Raw genomic sequence first — 21187 nt, forward strand, 5'->3', positions numbered from 1 at the left:
GCCAATGGGGCGAGCAAGAGCAAACCGAGACTCAGCCGGGCAGCCCCGCCACGAGGCTCCGCAGCCCGGAATCCGAGACCGCGAAAGGCACCAGCTGCAGCGCCGCAAGCTCCATGAAGGCCGGGGCGGAAGCGGCGGCATTGCTGCCGATGCGCAGGGTGGTGAGACCGCTGGCCGGCCCGCCGGTTGCCGCCTGCACCGTGCCGGCATTGAGGCAACCAGCGATGCGACCGGTCCCGTTCATGGTGATGCCGAAGCGGAACGGCAGGCCGACCGTCAGGCTGCCCAGGGCCGGCGCGTCCGTCGCCTGCCCGGCCAGCACATCCCCGGCGAGCAGCGTGGTGCCCCCGGCCGGGTTGCGCAGGAGGAAACGGTTGGTGTCGCTGCCGCCATCGATCTGCAGGATGGTCTGCTCGGCCCCGGCCGGCGCGGCCTGGCCGAGCAACACCGTGCCGAGCACCGTGCAGGCCCCATTGCCGCCAACGCCAAGGCTGGCAAGCGTGGCACTCAACTGATCCGCGCCGCGCGTGCTGGACGCCGGGGCGCCCAGGGCAGGAAGGATCGGTGTCGAGGGGAAGCTCGCGATTTCCGATTGTGGCCAGCCGATGCGCAGGGTGACGTTGATCGCCGCGCCTGACGCATAGCCGAAGGAGATGCCGACCTGGGCGGCGGTGGCGCCCGCCCCGGCCGTGACACCAGCCGCCGGCACGAAACGCCGGAAGGTGCCATCGAGACCCAGCGACAGCAGGTTGCTGGAGGCACTGCCGCTGCCACCCGAGATGACGGTACGCAGATTGATCGAGCTGAACGCCGCCGTGCTGCCGCCGACGACCTGCGCGAAGACCTGGCTGCGGATGACGTCGCCGGCAAGCACGGGAAAACTGTCGAAGAAGAACGAGCCGCTGGTGCTGCTGGTCGTCCCGCTGATCAGGACGTCCCAGCAATCCACGCCATTGACCTTGCCCGCAGCGGCGTAGGTGGCGGTCAGCCCCGGCGCGACGAGGGCTATCGCGTGGGTCGGCGCGGCGCCACCGGCAATGCCCTCGCCACGCGGGTTACGGATGGCGTTGGTACGCTGGCCTTCCAGCAGCAGCCGCCGGGACGCGCCGCTGAAGCGGGCTGCATTGGCGCCCAGGTCCGTCCAGGTCGCGCCATCCCCGCCCAGCACGGTGCTGCGGGTGCCGATCTGGGCCCGCTGCAGCGTGATGCCGCCGAGCAGCCGGCCCGGCTCCACCAGCGCCCGGCCAGGCCGCTGCAGGGCACCCATCGCGGCAAGCACGGCGGTCATCGGCCTTCTCCTGCGGCGAAGAAGGCTTGGCGGATCTGGAGCAGCATGGCGTTCATTCCTATCCTGGTTGGGGGATGGGCGCAGGCCGGCGCCGCCTGCGGCAGGCGTGGCTGCCGGGCTGAAAGTTCAAGAAATTTCTGGCACGAACGATGTATGAAGGGGGATGTCCCAGGGCGCACCACGAAAGACGGCCCGGCCTCGTCAGCCGCAAAAAGGGAAATTACTCCCGTCGGCAGTGATCATCTAGCCCGAACTCCGGGCGAATACAAGCATTTTATCCTATAGCGGCACAGATGCGGTCGCCCAAGGAGCGCGCCGCGGTCGCCATCCCGAAGGATAGCAATGGTCAATCACAGCAGGTCAGTCGCAAGAGGCGGCTACCACGAGTCGATCTGGACGCTTTTTTCTATTTATTTTCAATTATTTACAGGCATCGGCACCTTCCTGTGAACGCGGCGTGGCCGGGGGCCTGTGGACAGTGGGGGCCGGGATGAAGCCGGCGAGGGATTTTTCGGGCTGGGAAGCAGGACAGCGGGGCCGATGGCGATCCATCGGCGAGCATGGCCAAGGCACCCGGCGCGAAAAAGCGCCGCCGGATGCGCCCGCAACCCGATTGTCCTCAGGTTCTAGATCCCCGCGGCAGCGGCGAGTGTCTCGGCACTGAGAACGCCGAGCAGGCGGGCGCTGCCAGCCGGGCCCGGGGCGAAGACCGCAAGCCCACCCTCCGGGAACTCCGCCTGGGAAAGGCTGCGCCCTAGCGCCATGCCGAGCGGCACGATGTGGCCCACCAGCACATCCGTGACACCCGGCGCGGAGGGGCGGCCCGCGCGTTCGCGCAGCCAGGCGATCTGGCGGGCGAGTTGCGCCGGATCGGGCGTGTAGTCATCGGCGGTGAGCAGCGGCTCCACCGCCGCGCGGGCGCCGAAGGCGAGTTCCGCCGTGTCGCGGGCGCGGAACACCGGGCTGGCCAGCACCACGCCCAGCGGGATGCCGAGCGCGGCGAAGGACTGCCCAAGCCGGCGCGACTGCGCCCGCCCGGCCTCGCTGAGGTTGCGCTGGCCAGCGCGGTTGGCGAGGTCGCCGGTATCGACCTGGCTGCGATCGGTGATGCCGTGGCGCAGCACCACCACCACGCCGCCCGCGCGCAACGCCGCGACCAGCGCGGCGGCCGCTTGCCCTTGCGCGGTCGCGGCGCGGGCGGGCCGCGCCAGCAGCAGTGGGGCGGCGAGCAGGAGACGACGGCGCATCAGCCGAGCGTGAAGGCCTCATGCACCGCAGATTTGATGCCGCCACCCACCACCGGCCCACCACCCGCGACATAGATGTAGTCGCCGATCGTCACCGCCCCCATGCCGTGGCGCGGCGTGGGCATGGGCGCATGGTGCTGCCAGGTGTCGGAGACCGGGTCGTAGCTCTCCATCTGGCCATGCACATGGCCGGTCAGCACGCGGTTCACGAACCAGCCGCTCTCCCCACCCATGGCGAAGAAGCGGCCGCGATAGACCACGAGGCCATGGCCCGAGCGCGCGGTGGGCAGCGGCGCGCGCACCTCCCACTGGTCCTGCGCGGGCAGGTACACATGGTGCAGCGGCGTGTTGTACTCGAAGGTGTTGAAGCGCCCGCCCACGATGTGGATGCGCCCCTCATGCACCACCACGCCGGCATGGTCGCGCGCGCCGGGCAGCGCCTTGCGGCGTTCCCAGCGATCGGTCTGCGGGTCATAGACCTCATGCCAGCCGACCGAGGCGCGCTCGGTATCCGGGTTCGAGGCGCCGCCGATATGGTGGATCTTGCCCTCCACCACGGCCAGCGCGCCGGCACCGCGCGGGCGCGGCATGGGGGCGATGGCGTCCCAGCGATTGGCCGCGATGTCATAGGCGAAGGCCAGCGTATCGGCGTCGCGGTTCTGGTTGGAGAAGCCGCCGAAGGCATAGACCTTCCCGGCCGCGGCAACGACGCCGACATGGTTCGCCCCGCGCGGCAGGCGGGCGAGTTCGGTCCAGCTGTCGGTCACCGGATCATAGGCATGGTTCCAGGTGTTGTTCACCTGCTGCTCGGCATAGCCGCCCACGACATAGAGCTTGCCGGCCCATTCGGCGGCCCAGGCCATCTCGGTGCGCGGCAGGGGGAGCGGGGCGCGCTGCACCCAGCGCCCTGCAGGGCCGGCCGGGGCGGGGCTGTCCACGAAACGCTGCGCGTATTGCGCCGGGGTGAGCTGCACCGGCCCCGCCCCGCGCAGCGGCGCCATGCGCTCGGGCGGGATGGGCAGGCCGTGATGCGGCACGGTCTGTGCCCGGGCAAGGCCCGCACCGCCCAAGAGCGCTGCGGCACCGCCAATCATGGACCTGCGATTCATGAGCGATCTCCTGCAAGGGACCCCGGGGAAATAGCAAGGCGGTAACCTTTCGGAAAGCCGCGCCGCGGCTGGCGGATAATTGCCTTGCCCTGCTCCGGCGACCTCGTTAACTCGCTCCACATGACGTTTGCACACAAGCAACGAACGGATCCTGACGCCCGCGCGGCCACGCCCGCCGCGGCGCCCGCCGCCGTGCCCGCGCCCTGCCTGGCCTTCTCGACCGACGCCCTGCCCCGGCGCGACCGGCTGGAGGCCTGGAACGCCCAGTTCCGCGGCCTGAACACGGTGCGCGTGGCCGATCCTGCCGCCAGCCCCCTCACCTGCCGCAACGAGAACTGGCTGCTCAGCGGCCTGCTGTTCAGCTGGAACGACGTCAGCGCCTGCCGCTTCGAGCGCACGGCCCAGCATGTGCGCGCCAGCGCCGTTGACCATTGGGTGATCCGCGTGCTCCGGCGCGGCGAGAACCGGGTCGCGCAACGCGACCGCGCGGACGTGCTGGCGCCCGGCCAGCCCTTCCTGTTCTCGCTGGACCGCGACTGGACCAGCGAGTGGTCGGAGGCCGAGTGGCTCTCCCTCTGCCTGCCGCGCGACGCCTTCCCGGATCTCTCGGCCGGCCTTGCCGCGCTCGGCCCGGGGCCCCTGCGCGGCCCCGGCGCGCCGCTGCTGGCCGACTACATGTTCATGCTCGAGCGCCATCTGCGCGCCACCACCGCCGAGCAGCGCCCCCTGCTCGCCGAAGCCACGCGCGCCATGGTCGCCGCCTGCCTGCTGCGCGACGTGGCCCCGGGCCGGGTGGGCGAGGCCGATATCGGCGTCGCCCAGCTGGAGCGCGTGCGCGCCCTGGTGCGCCGGCACATCGCCTCCCCCACGCTCAACGCGCAGCGCCTGGCGCGGATGGCGGGCATGTCGCGCTCCTCGCTGTATCGGCTGATGCAGCCGCATGGCGGCGTGGCGCACTACATCCAGACGCTGCGGCTGAACCTCGCGCATGCGCTGCTGGCCGACCCCGAATTGGCCGCCCTGCCCGTCGCCACCCTGGCCGAGCGCGCCGGCTTCTTCGACGCCTCCGCCTTCAGCCGCGCCTTCCGCAGCGGCTTCGGCTACACGCCGAGCGAGGCGCGCGCCTCCGCCCTGGCCGGGCGCGGCATGGCCGCGGTGCCGGCCTCGAGCGAGCCGACGCGGCGGGAGGATTTCGACGCGCTGCTGCGCCGCATCGGCAGCAAGGCCCCCTCAGGCGCGCTCAGCGCCCACTGAAGCCCGCCGCTCAGCGCCCGCGCAGCACCCGGCCGAGGGCGCGGAAGCCCTCGATCTGCTGGCGCAGCCAGCCACCCGTCGCCAGGCTCTCCGGCGCCTCGGGGTCGCCCGTGCGCGGGTAGTGCTTCCGGTCGAAATCGGCGGTGCCGAAGATCCAGTCCCAGACCGGCAGCAGCACCGCGTAGTTGCGCCCATGCTGGCCGGCCGAAAGCTCGCCATGGTGCAGGCGGTGGAAGCGCGGGCTGACGATCAGCCGCTCCCCCACCGCGCCGTAATCGAGGCGCGCATTGGCATGGCTGAGGCTCTCGGCCAGTTGGCGGACCATGACGATCAGCACGAACTGCACCGGCGGCACGCCGATCAGCAGCGCCAGCGCGCCGAACCAGGCGGCGGCGATGAGATCATCGAGCAAATGGTTCCGGTCATCGGTCCAGAAGGTCATCTGGCGCTGCGCGTGGTGCACGCTGTGCAGCGCATACCACCAGGGGAACATGTGCTGGAAACGGTGGCGCCAGTATTCGCCGAAATCGAGGATCACGACATAGAGCAGCAGCGCCAGCCAGGGCGCCTCCCGCAGGCCGGGGATCAGCGTCTCGAGCGTGGGCGGCACGATCCCGGCATCGGCGAGCACGCCGTTGAACCAGCGCTCGGCACTCGAGAGCAGCACGAAGGCGATCAGCGGCAGCAGGCCGAGCCGGGCGATCAGCGTGTAGATCACATCGGTCCAGACCGCCTTGCCGTCGGTCACGGCCTCGACCGGGCGCAGCCCCTCGAGCGGGCGGCAGACGGCATAGACCAGGGCGATCTGCACGATGCCGAGCAGCGCGAAATCGAGCCATTCCTGCGTGCGGTCGGCATAGTTCATCAGCCCGGCCCAGTAGAGCGCGGGCTGCACGGCGGATTCATAGATCTCGCCCGAGACATCGACCCAAAGTCGCATGAGGAAATCGAACATCAGGCGCTGATACCACCAGCTGGCAGGGTTTCGAAGCAGAAGCCCCGCGCCAGCAGCCCGGCGACGAGGTCATCCATGATCGCCCCGAAGGGCTCGCGCCGGCTGCCCACGCCCCAATGCATCACCAACACTTCCCCGGCGCGGATATTGGCCAGGTTGCGCCGGAGCAGGGCGGCGTTGGGGTGGGCGGCGCTGTCGAGCTCATCGCCGAGGAAGCCGTTGCGCGTCCAGCCCTGGTGGCGCAGGCCGCAGGCGGCCGCCATGGCCCGTGCATTGGGCGTGGTGATGCCCCCCGGCGCGCGCCAGAGCGGCAGCACCACGGCCTCGGGCACCATGCGGCGCAGCGCCTCCACCGGGCGGGCGAGCTCGGCGCAGAGCGCGGCCTGGTCCAGCACCTCCTGGCCTTCGTTGCGGCGGGAGCGGTAGGTGGTGCGGCCCGGCGCGGGATCGCCGACGAAATACCAGTGCCGCCAGGTATGGGTGGCGAAGACATGGCCCTCAGCCGCCCGGGCACGCCAGAAGGGCGCCCAGCCCTCCGTCAGCTGCCGGTCGCCGCGGAAGGTGGGTTCGTTGGCGATGAACAGCGTGGCGCGCACGCCGCGCCGGCGCAGCACCTCCGCGATCTGCTCGGCCTCCCGCGACCAGCCGGTGTCGATGGTCAGATAGAGCGGCCCAGCGCAGCGCGCGGGGGTCTGCGCCAGGGCCGGTGCGGCGAGGCCAGCCAAGCCACCCGCCAGAAGGGCGCGGCGGCGCAGCCTCATGGCAGGCGGCGGAGCGCGGCCGGCGTCGCGGGCAGGGGCACCACCTGCAGCGCGGGGGCGGCGGCATTGCGGGCCGGCGCGCCCGCGCCACCGGCGACGAGCGGCGCGGGCAGCGGACGGCTGCCGGAGACGGCGCCGGGCAGGAAGCTGGCGAAGTCGCCGCCCAGATTCTCGCGGCGCGGCTTGAAGAAGATGCCGTGCGGGCTGCGCCCGACGCGGATGGTCTGCACATCGCCGCTCTGCGGGTCGAGCATCGCGACGCGCCCGGCCCAGCGCAGCGTCATCCACACCCGCCCCTCGGGGTCGAAGGTCAGGCAGTCCGGCCCGCCGGAAATCGGCCAGACGCGGCGCACCGCCAGCGTCTCGGGGTCGATCTCGGCCAGGCGGCTGTCCACCCGGCTGGTCGCGTAGAGCGCGGTGCCGTTGGGATGCGGATAGATGGTGTGGGCGCCGCGGCCGAGCGAGAAGGCGCGCGTCACCTCCCGCGTCTCGGGGTTGAGGGAGACGAAATAGTCGCCGCCCATGATGCCCACGATCAGCCGGCCGCGATGCCAGATGATGCCGGCGGGCTCGGGCCCGACCTCGGCGGTCCAGATCTGCTGGCGCGCTTCGAGGTCGAAGGCCACCACGGCGCGGTCGCCCTGCAGCGTGACATAGACGAAGCGGCTGTCGGGGCTGAAGGCCACGTGGCTCGGCATGTCGCCCGGCGCGAAGCGGCGGATGAGCTGCATCGAGGCCGCGTCGTAGAGGTCCACCTGGTCGCGGCGCAGGCTCGCCACCACCAGGAAGCGGCCATCGGGGCTGTATTCCAGGTGATAGGGGTTGGAGACCCGCTCGCGCCGCAGCACCTCGCCGGTCTTGGGCTCGACGAAGAGCACCTCATTGCCCCCTGAATCCGCGATGACGAGCTGCTGGCCATCGGGGGTGAGCACCAGGTGGTGCGGCTCGCGCAGCATGGGGATGCGCCGCGCCTCGGTGCGGGTCGTGGCGTCGATGACGCTGACGGAGGCCTCGCCGGAATTGAGCACGTAGAGCAGGTCAGCCCGCGCGGCCGAGGGGCCGAGCAGGGCAGGCAGCAGGACTGCCAGAACCGGAAGGATACGCACAGCGTCTAGGCCTTGCAGCGGGCGAGGGCGAAGGGCCGGGCGAGCCCCCCGCCCGGCCCCCCCTTTTCCACCGGCTTCATGGCGCTGTGAAGGCGCTATTCGGCGGGCTCGAACCGAAGCGCGACGCCGTTCATGCAGTAGCGCATCCCGGTGGGGGGCGGGCCGTCGGGGAAGACATGGCCCAGATGGCCGCCGCAATTGGCGCAATGCACCTCGGTGCGCGTCATGAAGAAGCTGCGGTCCGTGGTGGTGGCGATGCCGCCGGGCAGGGCCTGGAAGAAGCTCGGCCAGCCCGTGCCGCTCTCGAACTTGGTCGAGCCGGCGAACAGCTCATGCCCGCAGCCGGCGCAGGCGAAGGTGCCCGGCCGCTTCTCGGCGTTCAGCGGGCTGGTGCCCGGGCGTTCCGTAGCGTGCTGGCGCAACACGCGGAAGGCCTCGGGCGAGAGGGCGGCGCGCCACTCGGCCTCGCTCTTCTGCACGGGGAAGCTCTCTTCCGCGGGCCTGGTCTTGCCGAAGATGCTCATCGTCTCCCCCTCAGGCCGCGGCCGGCTTCAGGCGCGCGGCGAAACTCTTGCGGAACTTCGCCACCTTGGGCGCGACCACCACGCGGCAATAGCCGGACCAGGGGTTGCGGGCAAAGTAGTCCTGGTGCTCGGCCTCGCCGGGCCAATAGGTGGTGAAGGGCACCACCTCGGTCACGGCGGGGCGGCCCCAGATGCCGCTGGCGTCGATCTCGGCGATCACGGCGCGGGCCGTGGCTTCCTGCGCGGGCGAGTGGTGCAGGATGATGCTGCGGTATTGCGGGCCGACATCATTGCCCTGGCGGTCCTTGGTGGTGGGGTCGTGCAGGGTGAAGAAGATGCGCAGCAGGTCGGCATAGCTCAGCACGGCGGGGTCGAATTCCACCTGCACCACCTCGGCATGGCCGGTGTTCTTGGCGCAGACCTGTTCATAGGTCGGGTGCGCGAGGTGCCCGCCGGCATAGCCGGAATGCACGCGCGTCACGCCCTGGAGGTCGCGCAGCGCCGCATCGATGCACCAGAAGCAGCCACCACCCAGCGTGGCGGTCTCGAGGTTGGGGGTTGGCGTGGTCATGGCCGGTCTCTCCTTGCTGCGGGTCACATGGTCCCTTCGCTGCCGGCTTGCAGGGGGTTCCGCGCCGATCGTGCGGGGCGGGCTTCACCCGCGGCGAGTCCTTGCGCATGGTGGCGCGCATGGATTCAGGAGGCGGGATGACGCCAGCGCCGCGATGGCCCCGCCAGGACGAGCCCCTCACCCGGCCTCCCGGCCTGCTGCAGGATTTCGACGAGGTTCCGCCGCGGCTGCAGACCCTGCTGCTCGCGCTGCAGCAGATCGCGGTGCAGGCCATCTACCTGATCCTGCCGGGCGTGCTGGGCGTGCAGGCGGGGCTGCTGGCCCTCGACCTCGTGACCTTCCTGGCCCTGTCGGCGGTGGCGGTGGCGCTGGCGGGGCTGTTGCAGATGGCGACGCAGGGCCCGCTCGGCTCGGGCTATCCGGTGGCCTCCATCCCCTCCCCGGTCTTCGTCGCCGTCTATCTGCTGGCGGTGCCGCAGGGCGGGCTGGCGGCGGCGGCGGCGCTGAGCATCGCCACCGGCCTGGCTGGCCTGCTGCTGGCGGCGCGGCTGAAGCGCCTCGCGACCCTCGTGCCGCCCGAGGTGGCGGGCGTGGTGGTGTTCCTGATCGGCGCGAGCCTGCTGCCGCGGGCCTTCGCGGCCGCCAGCGCGCCGGAGGCGGCGATGCGCCTGCCGCAGGTGGGCCTCGCGCTGGCGACGCTCGCGGTGATGATCGGCGTGGCGCTGGCGGGCGGGCGCGCGGCGCGCTTCGCGGTGCTGATCGGCGCGGCCTTCGGCACGGCGATCGCGCTGCCGGCGGGCATCGGCACGAAGGAGGCCGCGCTGCTCCATGCCGCGCCCTGGCTGTCCCTGCCCATCCCGCAACTGCCCAGCGCCCTGCCGCCGGCCGGGCTGCTGCCCGCCTTCCTGGTGGCGCTGCTGGCTTCCTTCGCCTCCTGGACCGGCGATCTCGTGGCGATGCAGCGCGCGGCGGATGCGCAGTGGCGACGGCCCGATTCCGCCCCCCTCCGGCGTGGCCTGGCCGCGCAGAGCCTGGCCGTGGTGCTGGCGGGGGGGATCGGCGCGGTGCCGCCCGGCACCTCCTCGGCCTGTGTGGGCCTCGCCATCGGCACGCGCGTGCTCTCGCGCCGGGTCGGGCAGGTTGCGGCGGGGCTGCTGCTGGCGCTGGCCTGCTGCCCCAAGGCGCTGGCGCTGCTGCTGCTGCTGCCCGCCCCGGTGGAGGCGGCGATGCTCGGCTATGTCTGCTGCTTCATGATCGCCGCCGGCTGCCAGCTGATGGCCAGCCGCATGCTGGATGCGCGGCGCACCTTCGTGGTGGGCATAGGGATCGCGGTGGGGCTTGGCGCACTGCTCGGCGTCTCGGTGCTGGAGGCGGATTTCCCGAACCTGCTGCGCTCGCCGGTCACGGGGGGTGCGCTGGTGGCGATCGCGCTGCACCTGCTCACCCTGCCGCTGGTCGCCCAGCGCGCCAGTTTCACCCTGGCGGCGGACGCGACGCTGCCGGATGCCGTCACCGCGCGCTTCGAGGCGCTGGGCGGCGCCTGGGGTGCGCGCCCGGCGATGATCGCGCGCGCCACCCATGCCGTGCTGGAGGTGGGCGAGGTGCTCGCCGCACGCGGCGCACCGGCGCTGGAGGTGGCGGCGCGCCATGGCGAGGACAGCACCGAGATCCTGCTGCGCTGGCAGGGCGCCCCCCTGCCCGCCCCCGCCGCCCGGCCCGAGGCCGCGGATCTCGAGGGCAGCATCGAGGCGCAGGAGCGTTTCGCCCTCTGGCTCGCCACCCGCGGCGCCGTGCGCGTGGAGCGCGGCACCGAGCCGGGGCGGCCCAGCCTGCGGCTGGTCTACGCCGATTAGGCATGGGGGGTTCCGCTGCCGCCGACAACTCGGCAGGCTGGCGGCATGACCCAAGCCACCCTCGCTGACGCCATCGCCTTCGCCCAGGCGCATGAAAGCCCCTTCCCGCGCGACCTGCGCGCGCATCTGGAGAGCGGCTATTTCGAGGCCCCGCCCGACAATGCGGTGATCGGCCCGATCTTCCCGCGCGGCGCGCCGAACGGGCTGATCCTGCAGGACGGCAAGCGGATCGGCGCCTGGGGCGATACGCGCCAGGCGGACATGACCTTCAGCGTGGCGAAATCCTATCTCTCGCTGCTCACCGGCATCGCCGTGGCCGATGGGCTGATCCGCGACCTCGACGCGCCGGTGCGCGACCTGATCCGCGATGGCGGCTTCGAGAGCGACCAGAACGCGCCCATCACCTGGCGCCACCTGCTGACCAACACCTCGGAATGGGAGGGCGAGCTGTTCGGCAAGTCCGACCGCATCGACCGCGGCCGCGACCTCTCGCGCGAGGGCACGGCCAAGCGGGGGGAGCGCGTGCTGCAGGCGCCGGGCACCTATTGGGAATACAACGATGTCCGCGTGAACCGGCTCGGCCTTTGTCTGCTGCGCCTGTTCCGCCGCCCGCTGCCCGAGGTCTTCGCCGAGCGCATCCTGGACCCCATCGGCGGCAGCCGCGACTGGGTCTGGTATCCCTATGAGACCTCGATCGTGGAGGTGGAGGGCCAGCGCCTGCCCTCCGTGCCGGGCGGGTCGCATTGGGGCGGCGGCATGCGCATCCATGCCGAGGACCAGGCGCTGGTCGGGCAGTTGGTGCTCCAGGGCGGCGCCTGGGGCGGCAAGCAGCTGGTGCCGGCCGACTGGATCGCGCACTCCTTCGCGCCCTGCGCGCTGAACCCGAGCTACGGCTTCCTGTGGTGGCTCAACGGCGCCGATCGCTGGCCCGGCGCGCCGCGCGACAGCGTCTTCGCCATGGGCGCGGGCGGCAACGTCACCTGGATCTGGCCCGAGCGCCGCGTGGTGGCGGTGCTGCGCTGGATCGACCCGGATAAGGTCGGCGGCTTCTGCGCGAAGGTGGCCGCGGCCCTCAAGGGTTGAGGGCGCGCCACACCTTCTCCGGCGTCAGCGGCATGTCGATATGCGTGACGCCCAGCGCGTCGCAGGCGGCCGAGATGATGGCCGGCGGCGCGCCGCAGGCCCCACCCTCCCCCGCGCCCTTCACGCCGAGTTCGTTCACCGGCGTGGGCACGATGTTGAAGCCGATGGCGAGGTCCGGCAGGTCGCTCGCCCGCGGCATGGCGTAGTCCATGAAGCTCGCCGCCATGAACTGGCCGCTCTCGGGGTCATAGACGGCGTTCTCGAGCACCGCCTGGCCCAGCCCCTGCGCGATGCCGCCATGCGACTGGCCATGCACCAGCATCGGGTTGATGACGTTGCCCACATCGTCCACGGCGGCATAGCGCACGACTTCCAGCACGCCCGTCTCGGGATCGATCTCGACCTCCGCGACATGGCAGCCATTGGGGAAGTTGCACTCCGTGTCGCGCTTGTAGACGACCTTCTCGTCCAGCCCCGGCGTCTCGCCCGCGGGCAGGCGCGCGGGGTCCTTCGCGGCCGCGACCACCTGCTTCCAGGTCACGCCGAGATCGGTGCCGGCCACACGGAAGCGGCCATCCTCGAGCTCGATATCCGCCACGCCGGCTTCCAGCAGATGGGCGGCGATGCGCCGCGCCTTGGCCAGCACGGCATCCGAGGCGCGCAGCGTCGCCACGCCACCCATCTGCGAGGAGCGCGAGCCCCCCGTGCCGCCGCCCATCTCGATCACCAGGCTGTCGCCCTGCACGAGGTCCACCGCCTCGAAGGGAATGCCGAGCCGGCTGTGCACGATTTGCGCGAAGGCCGTCTCATGCCCCTGGCCGTGGCTGAAGGTGCCGACGCTGAGTTGCGCGCGGCCTTCCTCGGTCATGGCGAGCCGCGCCCATTCCTGCGGCGCCCCACCCGAGGCCTCGATGAAATAGCCGATGCCGATGCCGCGCTTCCTGCCGCGCGCCTCGGCCGCCTTGCGACGCTCGGCGAAGCCCTCCCATTGCGCGAGGTCGAGGGCGAGCTTCTGCGTGCCCGCGAAATCGCCGCTGTCGAGCGCGTTGCCGACGCAGTTCACATAGGGCATCTGGTCGGCGCGGATGTAGTTGCGGCGCCTTATCTCATCCTTCGTCAGGCCGAGCTGCGCGGCGCCGACATCGAGCAGCCGCTCGATCGTGTAGGCGATCTCGGGCCGCCCTGCGCCACGGTAGGCGTCGGTCGGGCAGGTGTTGGTGAAGACGCAGCGCACCTGCATGTTCACGGCCTGCAGGTCATAGACCGTGCCGGCGATGCGCGCGCCGGCCACGGTCGGGATGCGCGGACCGAAATCGCACAGATAGGCGCCCATCGCCGCCGTGGTGCGCACGCGCAGGCCCAGCGCCTTGCCCTGCGCGTCGAAGGCCATCTCCGCCTTGGTCACATGGTCGCGCCCATGCGGGTCCGACAGGAAGGTCTCGGTGCGGCCCGAGCGCCACTTCACCGGCCGGCCAAGACGCCGTGCCGCCCAGAGCACCATGCCGGATTCGACGAAGCACTTGCTGCGCAGCCCGAAGCCGCCGCCCGTGTCCGGCGACATCACGCGCAGCTTCTCCGGCGGCACCTTCAGCACGTCCTTCGCCATCGGATCGCGCACGCGGAACACGCCCTGGGAGGGGCTGGTGAGTTCGTAGCGCTCCTCGGCCGCGTTCCAGTAGCCGATGGCGACGCGCGGCTCCATCGGGTTGCCGACCACGCGGTTCTGCACGAGCTCGATGGTCGCGACATGCGCGGCCTTCGCGAAGGCGGCGTCGGCCTCGGCCTCGCGTCCATTGGTCCACTCGACGCAGAGATTGCTGCCGCGCTCGGGCCAGATCACCGGCGCCGCGGCATCGAGCGCCCGGCCCGTCTCGGTGATGGCGGGCAGCATCTCGTACTCGATCTCGACGAGTTCCAGCGCATCCTCGGCCTGGGCGCGCGTCTCGGCGACGATGGCGACCACGGGATCGCCCACGAAGCGCACCGCCTCGGTCTGCAGGATCGGGCGCGGCGGGCAGTAGAGCGGTGGCGTGCCGGCGCGCGCGGGCACTTCGATCTGCACGCGGAACAGGCCGATGCCGTCGGCGGCGGCATCATGGCCGGTCAGCACCGCGACCACGCCCGGAGCACCACGCGCGGGCTCCACATTCAGGGAGGCGATGCGCGCATGGGCATGCGGGCTGCGCAGGATGGCAAGATGCGCCTGGCCGGGCATGTCGATGTCGTCGGTGTAGCGCCCGCGGCCATTGAGGAAACGCACATCCTCCTTGCGCCGCACCGGCTGGCCGATGCCGAATTTTTCCGAGTTCACGCGCGCACGCCCCCCACTTCCGCCGCCGCCGTGCCAGCGATCCGCCCCAGCGTCACGGCCGTCAGCAACCCATTGCCCGAGAGATAGCCCGAAGCCTCCGGCCCGCTCACGCCGCAGGCCGCGCCCCCGGCCGCGAAGAGATTCGGGATGATCCCGCCCGCCGCAAGGCGCACCCGCGCCCGGTCATCCACCGCGAGCCCACCCTGGCTGTGGAACAGCGCGCCGGTGACGCGCACCGCGCAGAAGGGTGCCTCAAGCTGCGCCACGCCCGCCCAGTTGCGGCCGAAGGAATCCTTCACCCCGTCGCGCTTGAACGCCGCGACCTTCGCCATCGTGGCGGCAAGCGGCAGCCTGGTGATGCGTTCGAGCTCCTCGACGCTGTCGGCGGTCAGCACCGCGCCCTGCGCCTCGGCCTGGCGGAAATCCTCGAATTGCCGCGTGATGCCCGCGATGCGCGCGTCGAAGATGTCCCAGGCGACGCTGCCGGGCTGGCCCATCACGGCGACGCCCGCCTCGGAATAGCCGCTGCTCTCGTTCCAGAAGCGCGCACCGGCGTTGTTCACCTGGAAGCCGCCTTCCATGATGACGGCCCAGGAGACGAGGATGCCCTGCGGATGCGCGACCGAGCCATGGCCCTGGTGGCCGGTCATGTCGCGCAGTTCGGCCTTGAGCTCCTCGCCCCAGAACAGCGCCTCGCCCTCATTGCCCGGATGGCCGAAATAGACAGCCTCGGCGAGGTCGGGGATGTAGCGGCGCACCAGCGCCTTGTTGCCCGCATAGCCGCAGCAGGCGAGCACGATGGCGGCGGCGCCGATGCGCTCCGCGCTGCCATCCGGGCGCTCGGCGATCAGGCCGCGCAGCGCACCCTGCGTGTCGCGGATCAGCGTGGTGACGCGCGCCTCGGTCAGCAGCGGCACCTCCGCCGCCTCGGCCGCCGCGCGCAGACGGTCCACAAGCTCCGCGCCGCTGCGGCTGGGCAGCCCATGCATGCGCCGGTGCGTGTGGCCGGGATAGCTGAAATCGTGCACCACGGAGAAGGCGAGGCCGAAGCGGTCCGCGAGCCACTCGATGGCCGGCCCGGCCTCACGCGTCACCGTTGCGACCAATGCGGGCTCCGCCTGGCCATGCGCCTTGCGCTGCACATCGGCGGCGAAGGTGGCGGCATCGTCGATGATGCCATGCGCACGCTGGAAGCGCGTGCCGGCGGCCGGGATCAGCCCGGCGGAGAGGCTGGTCGAGCCCCGCGGCACCGCGTCACGCTCCAGCAGCAGCGGCTCCACGCCCGCCTCGCGGCAGGCGAGCGCCGCGGTGAGGCCCGCCGCACCAGCGCCGATGATCGCGACAGGAACTTCAATGTCGAAGACCGGATCCGCCTCGACCAGGATGCGTGGCGTGCTCATCCCAGCGCCGCAAGCTCGGCCGCGACATTGCTGATGCGCGCGACGGGGCGCAGCGCGGCGATGGCGGTGTCGTGCAATTCCTGCGTGAAGGCAGCACAGCCATCCTCGAGCACCGTCACCTGGAATTCGCGCACATGCGCGCCGCGCACCGTGCTCGCGACACCGCCATTGGTGACGATGCCGGCGACGAGCAGCTTGCGGATGCCGACCTTGCGCAGGATCCACTCCAGCCGCGTCGCATAGAAGGCATCATAGCCCACCTTCTCCACCGGCAGGTCGGAGGGCGCGAGTTCCTCGACCACCTGATGCCCCCAGCTTCCCTGCACGAAATCGCCGCGCTTGAGGAAGGGGCGCATCGCCTTGAGATGCGGATCGATGAAGGGCTCGCCGCCCTTGCCGGTGAAAAGCGTGAAATGGGTGGAGGCGATCCAGCCGCCCTTCGCGCGCATCGCCTCCGCCAGCGGCTTCAGCCGCGCCGGCAGGGCGGCGATGGAGGCGGCGGACTGCCCCGCGCGGCCATAGGCGCCTTCGGGATGGATGAAGTCGTTCTGCAGATCGCAGAGCAGCAGGGCGGTCTGGCTGATCGGGATGTCCTGCATCATTCGCGCTCGATGATCAGATTGCCGAAACGATCGACGCGCGCGACGAGGTCGGGATCGACCACCACCGTCGCGTCGGGCTGTTCGAGGATGGCCGGGCCATGCACGCGCGCGCCCACCGGCAGGTCAAGCCGCGACCACACCCCGGCCGCTTGCCAGGCACCGTCGAACCACACCTGCCGCGCGCCGCGCGCCGCCGCTTCCAGCGTCGCGCCGGGCGGCGGCGCCAGCGCCGCGAGGTCGAAATCCGGGCGGATGCCGATGGCAGCTGTGCGCAGCGTCACGATGCGCACGGGCAGGCCGGGCAGCAGGCGCGAGAAGGCGGTCTGGTAGGCGGCCTCGAAGGCAGTGCGGATGATCGCCTCGCTCACGCCCGTGCTGCCGCCGATGACATGCAAAGGCAGCGGCACGCCCACGGTGTGCGTCTGCCCGGCATAGTGCATGTCGAGCTCGAAACGGATCTCGATGCGCTCCACCGGCAGGCCGGCGGCCTCCACCACCGCGCGGGCGGCGGTGGCTTCCTCGACCATGCGGCGGTCAAGCGCCGTGGCGTCCACGCCCTCGAGCGAGAGGTTCAGCGTGCGCACCTGGTCGTGCCGCACATCGGCGATGACGCAGCCCAGCGCGGAGGTGACACCCGGGAAGCGCGGCACCAGCGCCGCCTGCAGGCCGACTTCCTTGATCAGCGCGCCGACATGCAGCGCGCCCCCGCCGCCGAAAGGCAGGGCGACGAATTTCTGCGGATCATGCCCGCGCTCGATGGAGACGAGCCTGATGGCACCGGCCATCTTGGCATTCGCCACGCGCACCACGGCCTCCGCCGCGGCCATCGCATCAAGCCCGAGCGGCGCGCCGACATGCGCCAGCAGCGCCGCCTTCGCCCCCTCCACATCCAGCCGCGCCAGCGCGCCGCCGATGGGCTTGTCCGCATTGATGCGGCCGAGCACGACGTTGGCATCCGTCAGCGTGGGCCGCGTATTGCCCTGCCCGTAGCAGACCGGCCCGGGCCGGCTGCCGGCACTCTCAGGCCCCACCTGCAACAGCCCGCCGCGATCGACATGCGCGATGGAACCACCGCCCGCGCCGATGGTGGTGATCTCGATCATCGGGCTGCGGATGACGAGGCCGAAATCGATCGTCGCCTGCGCCGCCAATTCCATGCGCCCGCGCGAGACCAGCGAGACATCGAAGGAGGTGCCGCCGAGGTCGCAGGTGATGGCGTTCTCGAAACCCGCCGCGCGCGCGATGGCCGCCGCCGCGATCACCCCTGCTGCCGGGCCGGAGAGCGCCGTGCGCACCGGCACGCCGCGCGCCGTGGCGGTGGACATGATGCCGCCATTCGACTGCACGATGTGGAATCGCCCGCCGAATCCCGCCGCCGTCAGCGCATCCTCGAGCTTGCCGAGGTAGTTCGCGACACCGGGCTGCAGATAGGCATTCAGCGCGGTGGTGGAGGCGCGTTCGAACTCGCGGATCTCGGGCAGGATCTCGCTGCTGACGGAGACATGCGGGTTGGGCCAGATCGCGCGCACCGCCTTCGCGGCCGCACGCTCATTCGCCGCATTGGCGTAGCTGTTGATGAAGACGATGGCGCAGGCCTCGGCGCCGCGCGCGAGCAGGTCGCGCGCGGCGGCCTGGACGGCGGCGATGTCCACCGCCTCGCGGATCGTGCCATCGGCGAGCACGCGCTCGGGCACCTCGACGCGCAGGTCGCGCTCCGTCACCGGGAGGAAATCGCCCCAGAGGCCCCAGGTGTGGCGGCGGTCGCGGCGGCGCATCTCGAGCACGTCGCGGAAGCCCGCGGTGGTGATCACGCCGAGCCTCGCCCCCTTGCGCTCCAGCAGCGCATTGGTGCCCACCGTCGTACCATGCACGATGGCCTCGAAGCCGGCCGGCCCGCCGAGCGCGCGCAGCCCGGCCATGAAGCCCACCGCCTCATCGCCGCGGTTGGAGGGCACCTTCGCGGTGCGGAAGGCGCCCTGCGCCGGATCGAAGAGAAACAGATCGGTGAAGGTGCCGCCGACATCGACGCCAACGATAGGCTTGCTGCTCATGCCGAATATCCATAGTCACGCGCCGCGCTTTCGGCGCTGACGAAGCCGAGCCGGATGTCGCGCGCCACGGCCTCGCGCGGGCGCTGCCGCGCATCGCCCCAGCCGCCGCCGCCCGGACTCTCGAGCCGCAGGCGCTGGCCGGCCTGCAGCTTCACGCCGACGATCTTGCTCGCCATGGGCGGGCTCTGCCAGCCGCCCTCGGCTTGCCAGGCGAAGCTGTTGAGCGCGCCCGAGGCACCGCCCGACACGCCGAAGGGCGCGAAGCGGCCACGCTCGCCGAGCAGCGCGACTTCCGTCGTACCCGGGGAGAGCGCCTCGATCTCATAGACCGCACCCACACCGCCGCGATGCAGCCCCGCACCGCCGCTGTCCGGGCGCAGCGCCCATTGCGTGAAGATCACGGGATAGGCGGCCTCCATGATCTCGGCCGGCGGGATCGTCGCGGTGGAGATCGGGTTGTTCGCGTGGTGCAGCCCATCGGTCTCCGGATTGCCGCCGAGCCCGCCGCCGAAGAAGGAGAACATCACCCAGCGCGTGCCATCCTGGCGCTGGCCCGAGAGCGAGAGCGCGTTGATCGTGCCGAAGGGCGCGGCCGTCGCGCGTTCGGGCACGGCCTTGCCGAGCGCGCCGAAGATCACGCCGATCAGCCGCAGGATCGTCTCGGTATAGCCCGCCACCGGGCGCGGTGGCCCGACGCCGAGCAGCGAGGTGTTCGGGATCACGAAGTCGATCGGCCGCAGCACGCCCGCATTCGCCGGCACGTCGGGGAAGGCGTGCTTCAGCGCGACATAGCAGGCGGCGACCGTGGTCGCCTCGCTGATGTTGATCGGGCCGAGGCAGGCCGGCGAGGAGCGCGAGAAATCGAGCTGCATGCGGCCATCGCGCACCGTCATGTCGAGCGCGATGGTCAGCTTCTCATCCACCACGCCGTCATTGTCGAGGTAGTCCTCGAAGGCGTAGTCGCCCTCGGGCAGGGCCGCGATCTCGGCCGCCATCAGCGCCGCCGCGCGATCGGCGAGCGCGGTGAAGGCGGTGGCCACCACCGCATCGCCAGTATCGTCGAGCAGTTCGAGCAGCCGCCGCTCGCCCAGATCCAGCGCGTTGAGCTGCCCGTTGAGGTCGCCCCAGTTGGATTGCGGCACGCGCGAATTGGCCGCGAGGATATCGAGGATGTCCTGCTGCATGACGCCCGCGCGGATCAGCTTCACCGGCGGGATGCGCACGCCCTCCTGGTGGCTCTCCGTCGCGCGCGGATTGTAGTTGCCCGGCACATTGCCGCCGATGTCGAGCCAATGGCCCACACTCGCCAGCCAGCAGAAAAGTTCGCCACCGCGGAACACCGGACGCACGAGGCGGAAATCGTTGAGATGCGTTCCACCTTCATAGGGATCGTTGAAGAGGAAGGTGTCGCCAGGTTCCAGCCCCGCGCCCTGTGCGACGCGCCGGATCACCGCCTGCACGGCGAAGGACATGGCGCCCACGAAGATCGGCAGGCCCTTGGTGCCCTGCACCAGCGTCGCCCCCGTCTCGGCATGGTAGAGGCCATGGCAGGCATCGCGCGCCTCGGCGATGATGGGGTTGAAGGCGCTGCGATAGAGCGTCGCGTCCATCTCGTCGGCGATCTGCTCGAGCCGCCCCTTCAGAACGGCCAGCGTGACAGGGTCGAGCGTCATCGGGCGAGCAACTCCACCAGCGCGCTGGACTCGCGATGCGGGGCCAGCGCCAGCACCGCCTCCTCGATCGCCGCGGCGCGGGCGCGGCCATAGACCGGTTCAGCCAGTTCGTGGAACTTGGCGCGCACCTCGGCCGGGGAGAAGGGATCCTCGATGTCGCCGCGATTGGTGGTGACCTCGGCGGTATGCACGCTGCCATCGGCGAGTTCCACGCGCAGCCGCGCGGGGCGCAGGCCGGGCAGCATCGCGGTCAGCGCCGCGTCCTCGTTCACCGTCACGCGCGCGGCCAGCGCCTGGATCGCCGCATCCTCACGCGCTGGCCCGCGGAAGGCCGGCACCGTCGCCGCGCCATGCGCCACCAGCGTGGCGAGGGCGAAGGGAATGCTGAACTTGGCGGCGAGCATGTTCGGCGCCGCCGGGCTGTCGAGCTGCGCGGCCCAGACATAGGTGTCGACCGAAATGGCGCGCACCTGTTCGGGGGCGAGCTTGCCTGTTCTGGCCAGGATCAGCGCCATCGCATCCAGCGCGCCATGGGTGTAGCGGCAGGCGGCGTGGCGCTTGAAATAGTTGCGGGCGATCTCCCAGCGCATGCCGAGATCGAGCGTCATTTCCTCGGGCCGGAAGTCGTTCGCGCTGACATGGCCGAAGATCGTCGCCACACCATCGCGCTCGCCCTCGAAGCCGGCGCGCACCAGGTCCCAGCAGGTGAGACCGAGCATGTTGGACACGCCCGCATAGGTGTTGCGCACCGTGCCCCCCTCCAGCATCGTCTTGCGCGAGGTGGCGAGGCCGAGCGTGCTGGCCATGGTGATGGCCTGGGCGAACTCGCCTGCAGTGGCGCCATGCATCTTGGCGATGCCGATGGCGGCACCCAGCGTGCCCCAGGTGCCATGCGGATGCATCGCGACGTTGAGCTTGCTCGCGATGCCCACCCGCGCGCCGATCTCGTAGCCGAGGCAGAGCGCGGTCAGCAGCGCGGCGCCATCGGCGCGCGGGGCGGCGAGCAGCGCAGGCACCACATGAATCGCCGGATGGCCGCGCGCATACTGGTTGCCCTCATCCAGCTCCAGCATCGTGCCCGCTGTGCCGTTGAGGAAGGCGGCCGTGCCCGGCCGCGCCGCCATGGCGAGGCCGATGACCGGCGCGTCGCCGCCGCCCTCGCGCGCAATCATGCGCGTGGCGAGCGCGGCCACCTCGGCCTCCTGCGCGCCGGCGGCGATGGCGCCGATGCAGTCCAGCAGCACCAGCCGGGCATGCGCGGTGACCTCGGCCGGAATGTCGCTGTAGCGCAGGCGCGCAGCGAAGCCGGCCCATTCGGCGAGCCAGGCGGAGGGCGGGGCGGCGAGCAGGGTGGAGGCCGGCTCGACCCCCGCGGTGACCATGGCCATGGCGTTTCCCC

At 71.3% G+C, this 21187-nt stretch carries 17 protein-coding genes; 3 read left to right on the forward strand and 14 right to left on the reverse strand.

Annotated features, from left to right (window positions below; genetic code table 11):
- Nucleotides 1-31: 31 nt before the first annotated feature.
- From AC2D9U_RS14760 to AC2D9U_RS14770, 3 genes are all read right to left on the reverse strand, one after another.
- Nucleotides 32-1288 carry a hypothetical protein gene (locus AC2D9U_RS14760; protein ID WP_484750226.1) on the reverse strand — a complete coding sequence of 419 codons (1257 nt, stop codon included), beginning with the start codon at nt 1286-1288 and terminating at the stop codon, nt 32-34.
- 626 nt (nt 1289-1914) lie between these two features.
- The gene (locus AC2D9U_RS14765) at nt 1915-2535 is read right to left on the reverse strand and encodes a histidine phosphatase family protein (RefSeq protein WP_484750228.1); all 621 of its coding nucleotides are present in this window, start codon (nt 2533-2535) and stop codon (nt 1915-1917) included.
- Nucleotides 2535-3644 carry a Kelch repeat-containing protein gene (locus AC2D9U_RS14770; protein ID WP_484750230.1) on the reverse strand — a complete coding sequence of 370 codons (1110 nt, stop codon included), beginning with the start codon at nt 3642-3644 and terminating at the stop codon, nt 2535-2537. The genes AC2D9U_RS14765 and AC2D9U_RS14770 overlap by 1 nt, the downstream gene beginning before the upstream one ends.
- Before the next feature lie 120 nt (nt 3645-3764).
- Between AC2D9U_RS14770 and AC2D9U_RS14775 the strand changes: the two genes are divergently transcribed.
- The gene (locus AC2D9U_RS14775) at nt 3765-4898 is read left to right on the forward strand and encodes a helix-turn-helix domain-containing protein (protein ID WP_484750231.1); all 1134 of its coding nucleotides are present in this window, start codon (nt 3765-3767) and stop codon (nt 4896-4898) included.
- Between the two features lie 10 nt (nt 4899-4908).
- Here the strand turns inward: AC2D9U_RS14775 and AC2D9U_RS14780 are convergent, their stop codons facing one another.
- The 5 genes from AC2D9U_RS14780 to msrA all read right to left on the reverse strand — a co-directional run bounded on the left by AC2D9U_RS14780 (nt 4909) and on the right by msrA (nt 8815).
- Nucleotides 4909-5853: a sterol desaturase family protein gene (locus AC2D9U_RS14780; protein WP_484750233.1), complete on the reverse strand. Its 945-nt coding sequence runs from the start codon at nt 5851-5853 to the stop codon at nt 4909-4911.
- Nucleotides 5853-6614: a polysaccharide deacetylase family protein gene (locus tag AC2D9U_RS14785; protein WP_484750235.1), complete on the reverse strand. Its 762-nt coding sequence runs from the start codon at nt 6612-6614 to the stop codon at nt 5853-5855. Before AC2D9U_RS14785 ends, AC2D9U_RS14780 begins: the two co-directional genes overlap by 1 nt.
- Complete coding sequence (locus tag AC2D9U_RS14790) at nt 6611-7720, reverse strand: YVTN family beta-propeller repeat protein (RefSeq protein WP_484750237.1); 1110 nt, start codon at nt 7718-7720, stop codon at nt 6611-6613. Before AC2D9U_RS14790 ends, AC2D9U_RS14785 begins: the two co-directional genes overlap by 4 nt.
- 95 nt (nt 7721-7815) lie before the next feature.
- On the reverse strand, nt 7816-8244 hold the full coding sequence (msrB, locus tag AC2D9U_RS14795; protein WP_484750239.1) for a peptide-methionine (R)-S-oxide reductase MsrB: 429 nt from the start codon (nt 8242-8244) through the stop codon (nt 7816-7818).
- 10 nt (nt 8245-8254) lie between these two features.
- A complete protein-coding gene (msrA, locus tag AC2D9U_RS14800) occupies nt 8255-8815 on the reverse strand; it encodes a peptide-methionine (S)-S-oxide reductase MsrA (RefSeq protein WP_484750241.1) in 561 nt (186 codons plus the stop codon).
- Between the two features lie 137 nt (nt 8816-8952).
- Between msrA and AC2D9U_RS14805 the strand changes: the two genes are divergently transcribed.
- A complete protein-coding gene (locus AC2D9U_RS14805) occupies nt 8953-10668 on the forward strand; it encodes a solute carrier family 23 protein (RefSeq protein WP_484750243.1) in 1716 nt (571 codons plus the stop codon).
- Between the two features lie 45 nt (nt 10669-10713).
- Complete coding sequence (locus AC2D9U_RS14810; protein ID WP_484750245.1) at nt 10714-11751, forward strand: serine hydrolase domain-containing protein; 1038 nt, start codon at nt 10714-10716, stop codon at nt 11749-11751.
- Here AC2D9U_RS14810 and AC2D9U_RS14815 read toward each other — a convergent pair.
- The 6 genes from AC2D9U_RS14815 to AC2D9U_RS14840 are packed head-to-tail and all read right to left on the reverse strand — an operon-like array spanning nt 11741 to nt 21176.
- Nucleotides 11741-14062, reverse strand: coding sequence for a xanthine dehydrogenase family protein molybdopterin-binding subunit (locus AC2D9U_RS14815; protein ID WP_484750248.1), 2322 nt, complete (start codon nt 14060-14062; stop codon nt 11741-11743). The genes AC2D9U_RS14810 and AC2D9U_RS14815 overlap by 11 nt on opposite strands.
- Nucleotides 14059-15462 carry an FAD-dependent oxidoreductase gene (locus AC2D9U_RS14820; RefSeq protein WP_484750250.1) on the reverse strand — a complete coding sequence of 468 codons (1404 nt, stop codon included), beginning with the start codon at nt 15460-15462 and terminating at the stop codon, nt 14059-14061. The genes AC2D9U_RS14815 and AC2D9U_RS14820 overlap by 4 nt, the downstream gene beginning before the upstream one ends.
- A complete protein-coding gene (locus tag AC2D9U_RS14825; RefSeq protein ID WP_484750251.1) occupies nt 15459-16061 on the reverse strand; it encodes a cysteine hydrolase family protein in 603 nt (200 codons plus the stop codon). The genes AC2D9U_RS14820 and AC2D9U_RS14825 overlap by 4 nt, the downstream gene beginning before the upstream one ends.
- On the reverse strand, nt 16061-18115 hold the full coding sequence (locus tag AC2D9U_RS14830; protein ID WP_484750253.1) for a hydantoinase/oxoprolinase family protein: 2055 nt from the start codon (nt 18113-18115) through the stop codon (nt 16061-16063). The genes AC2D9U_RS14825 and AC2D9U_RS14830 overlap by 1 nt, the downstream gene beginning before the upstream one ends.
- On the reverse strand, nt 18112-19788 hold the full coding sequence (locus tag AC2D9U_RS14835) for a hydantoinase B/oxoprolinase family protein (protein ID WP_484750254.1): 1677 nt from the start codon (nt 19786-19788) through the stop codon (nt 18112-18114). Before AC2D9U_RS14835 ends, AC2D9U_RS14830 begins: the two co-directional genes overlap by 4 nt.
- Nucleotides 19785-21176, reverse strand: a complete 1392-nt coding sequence (locus AC2D9U_RS14840; RefSeq protein ID WP_484750255.1) for an MmgE/PrpD family protein — start codon at nt 21174-21176, stop codon at nt 19785-19787. The genes AC2D9U_RS14835 and AC2D9U_RS14840 overlap by 4 nt, the downstream gene beginning before the upstream one ends.
- Between the last annotated feature and the right edge of the window lie 11 nt (nt 21177-21187).

Source organism: Roseomonas sp. TF40 (genome assembly GCF_057219975.1).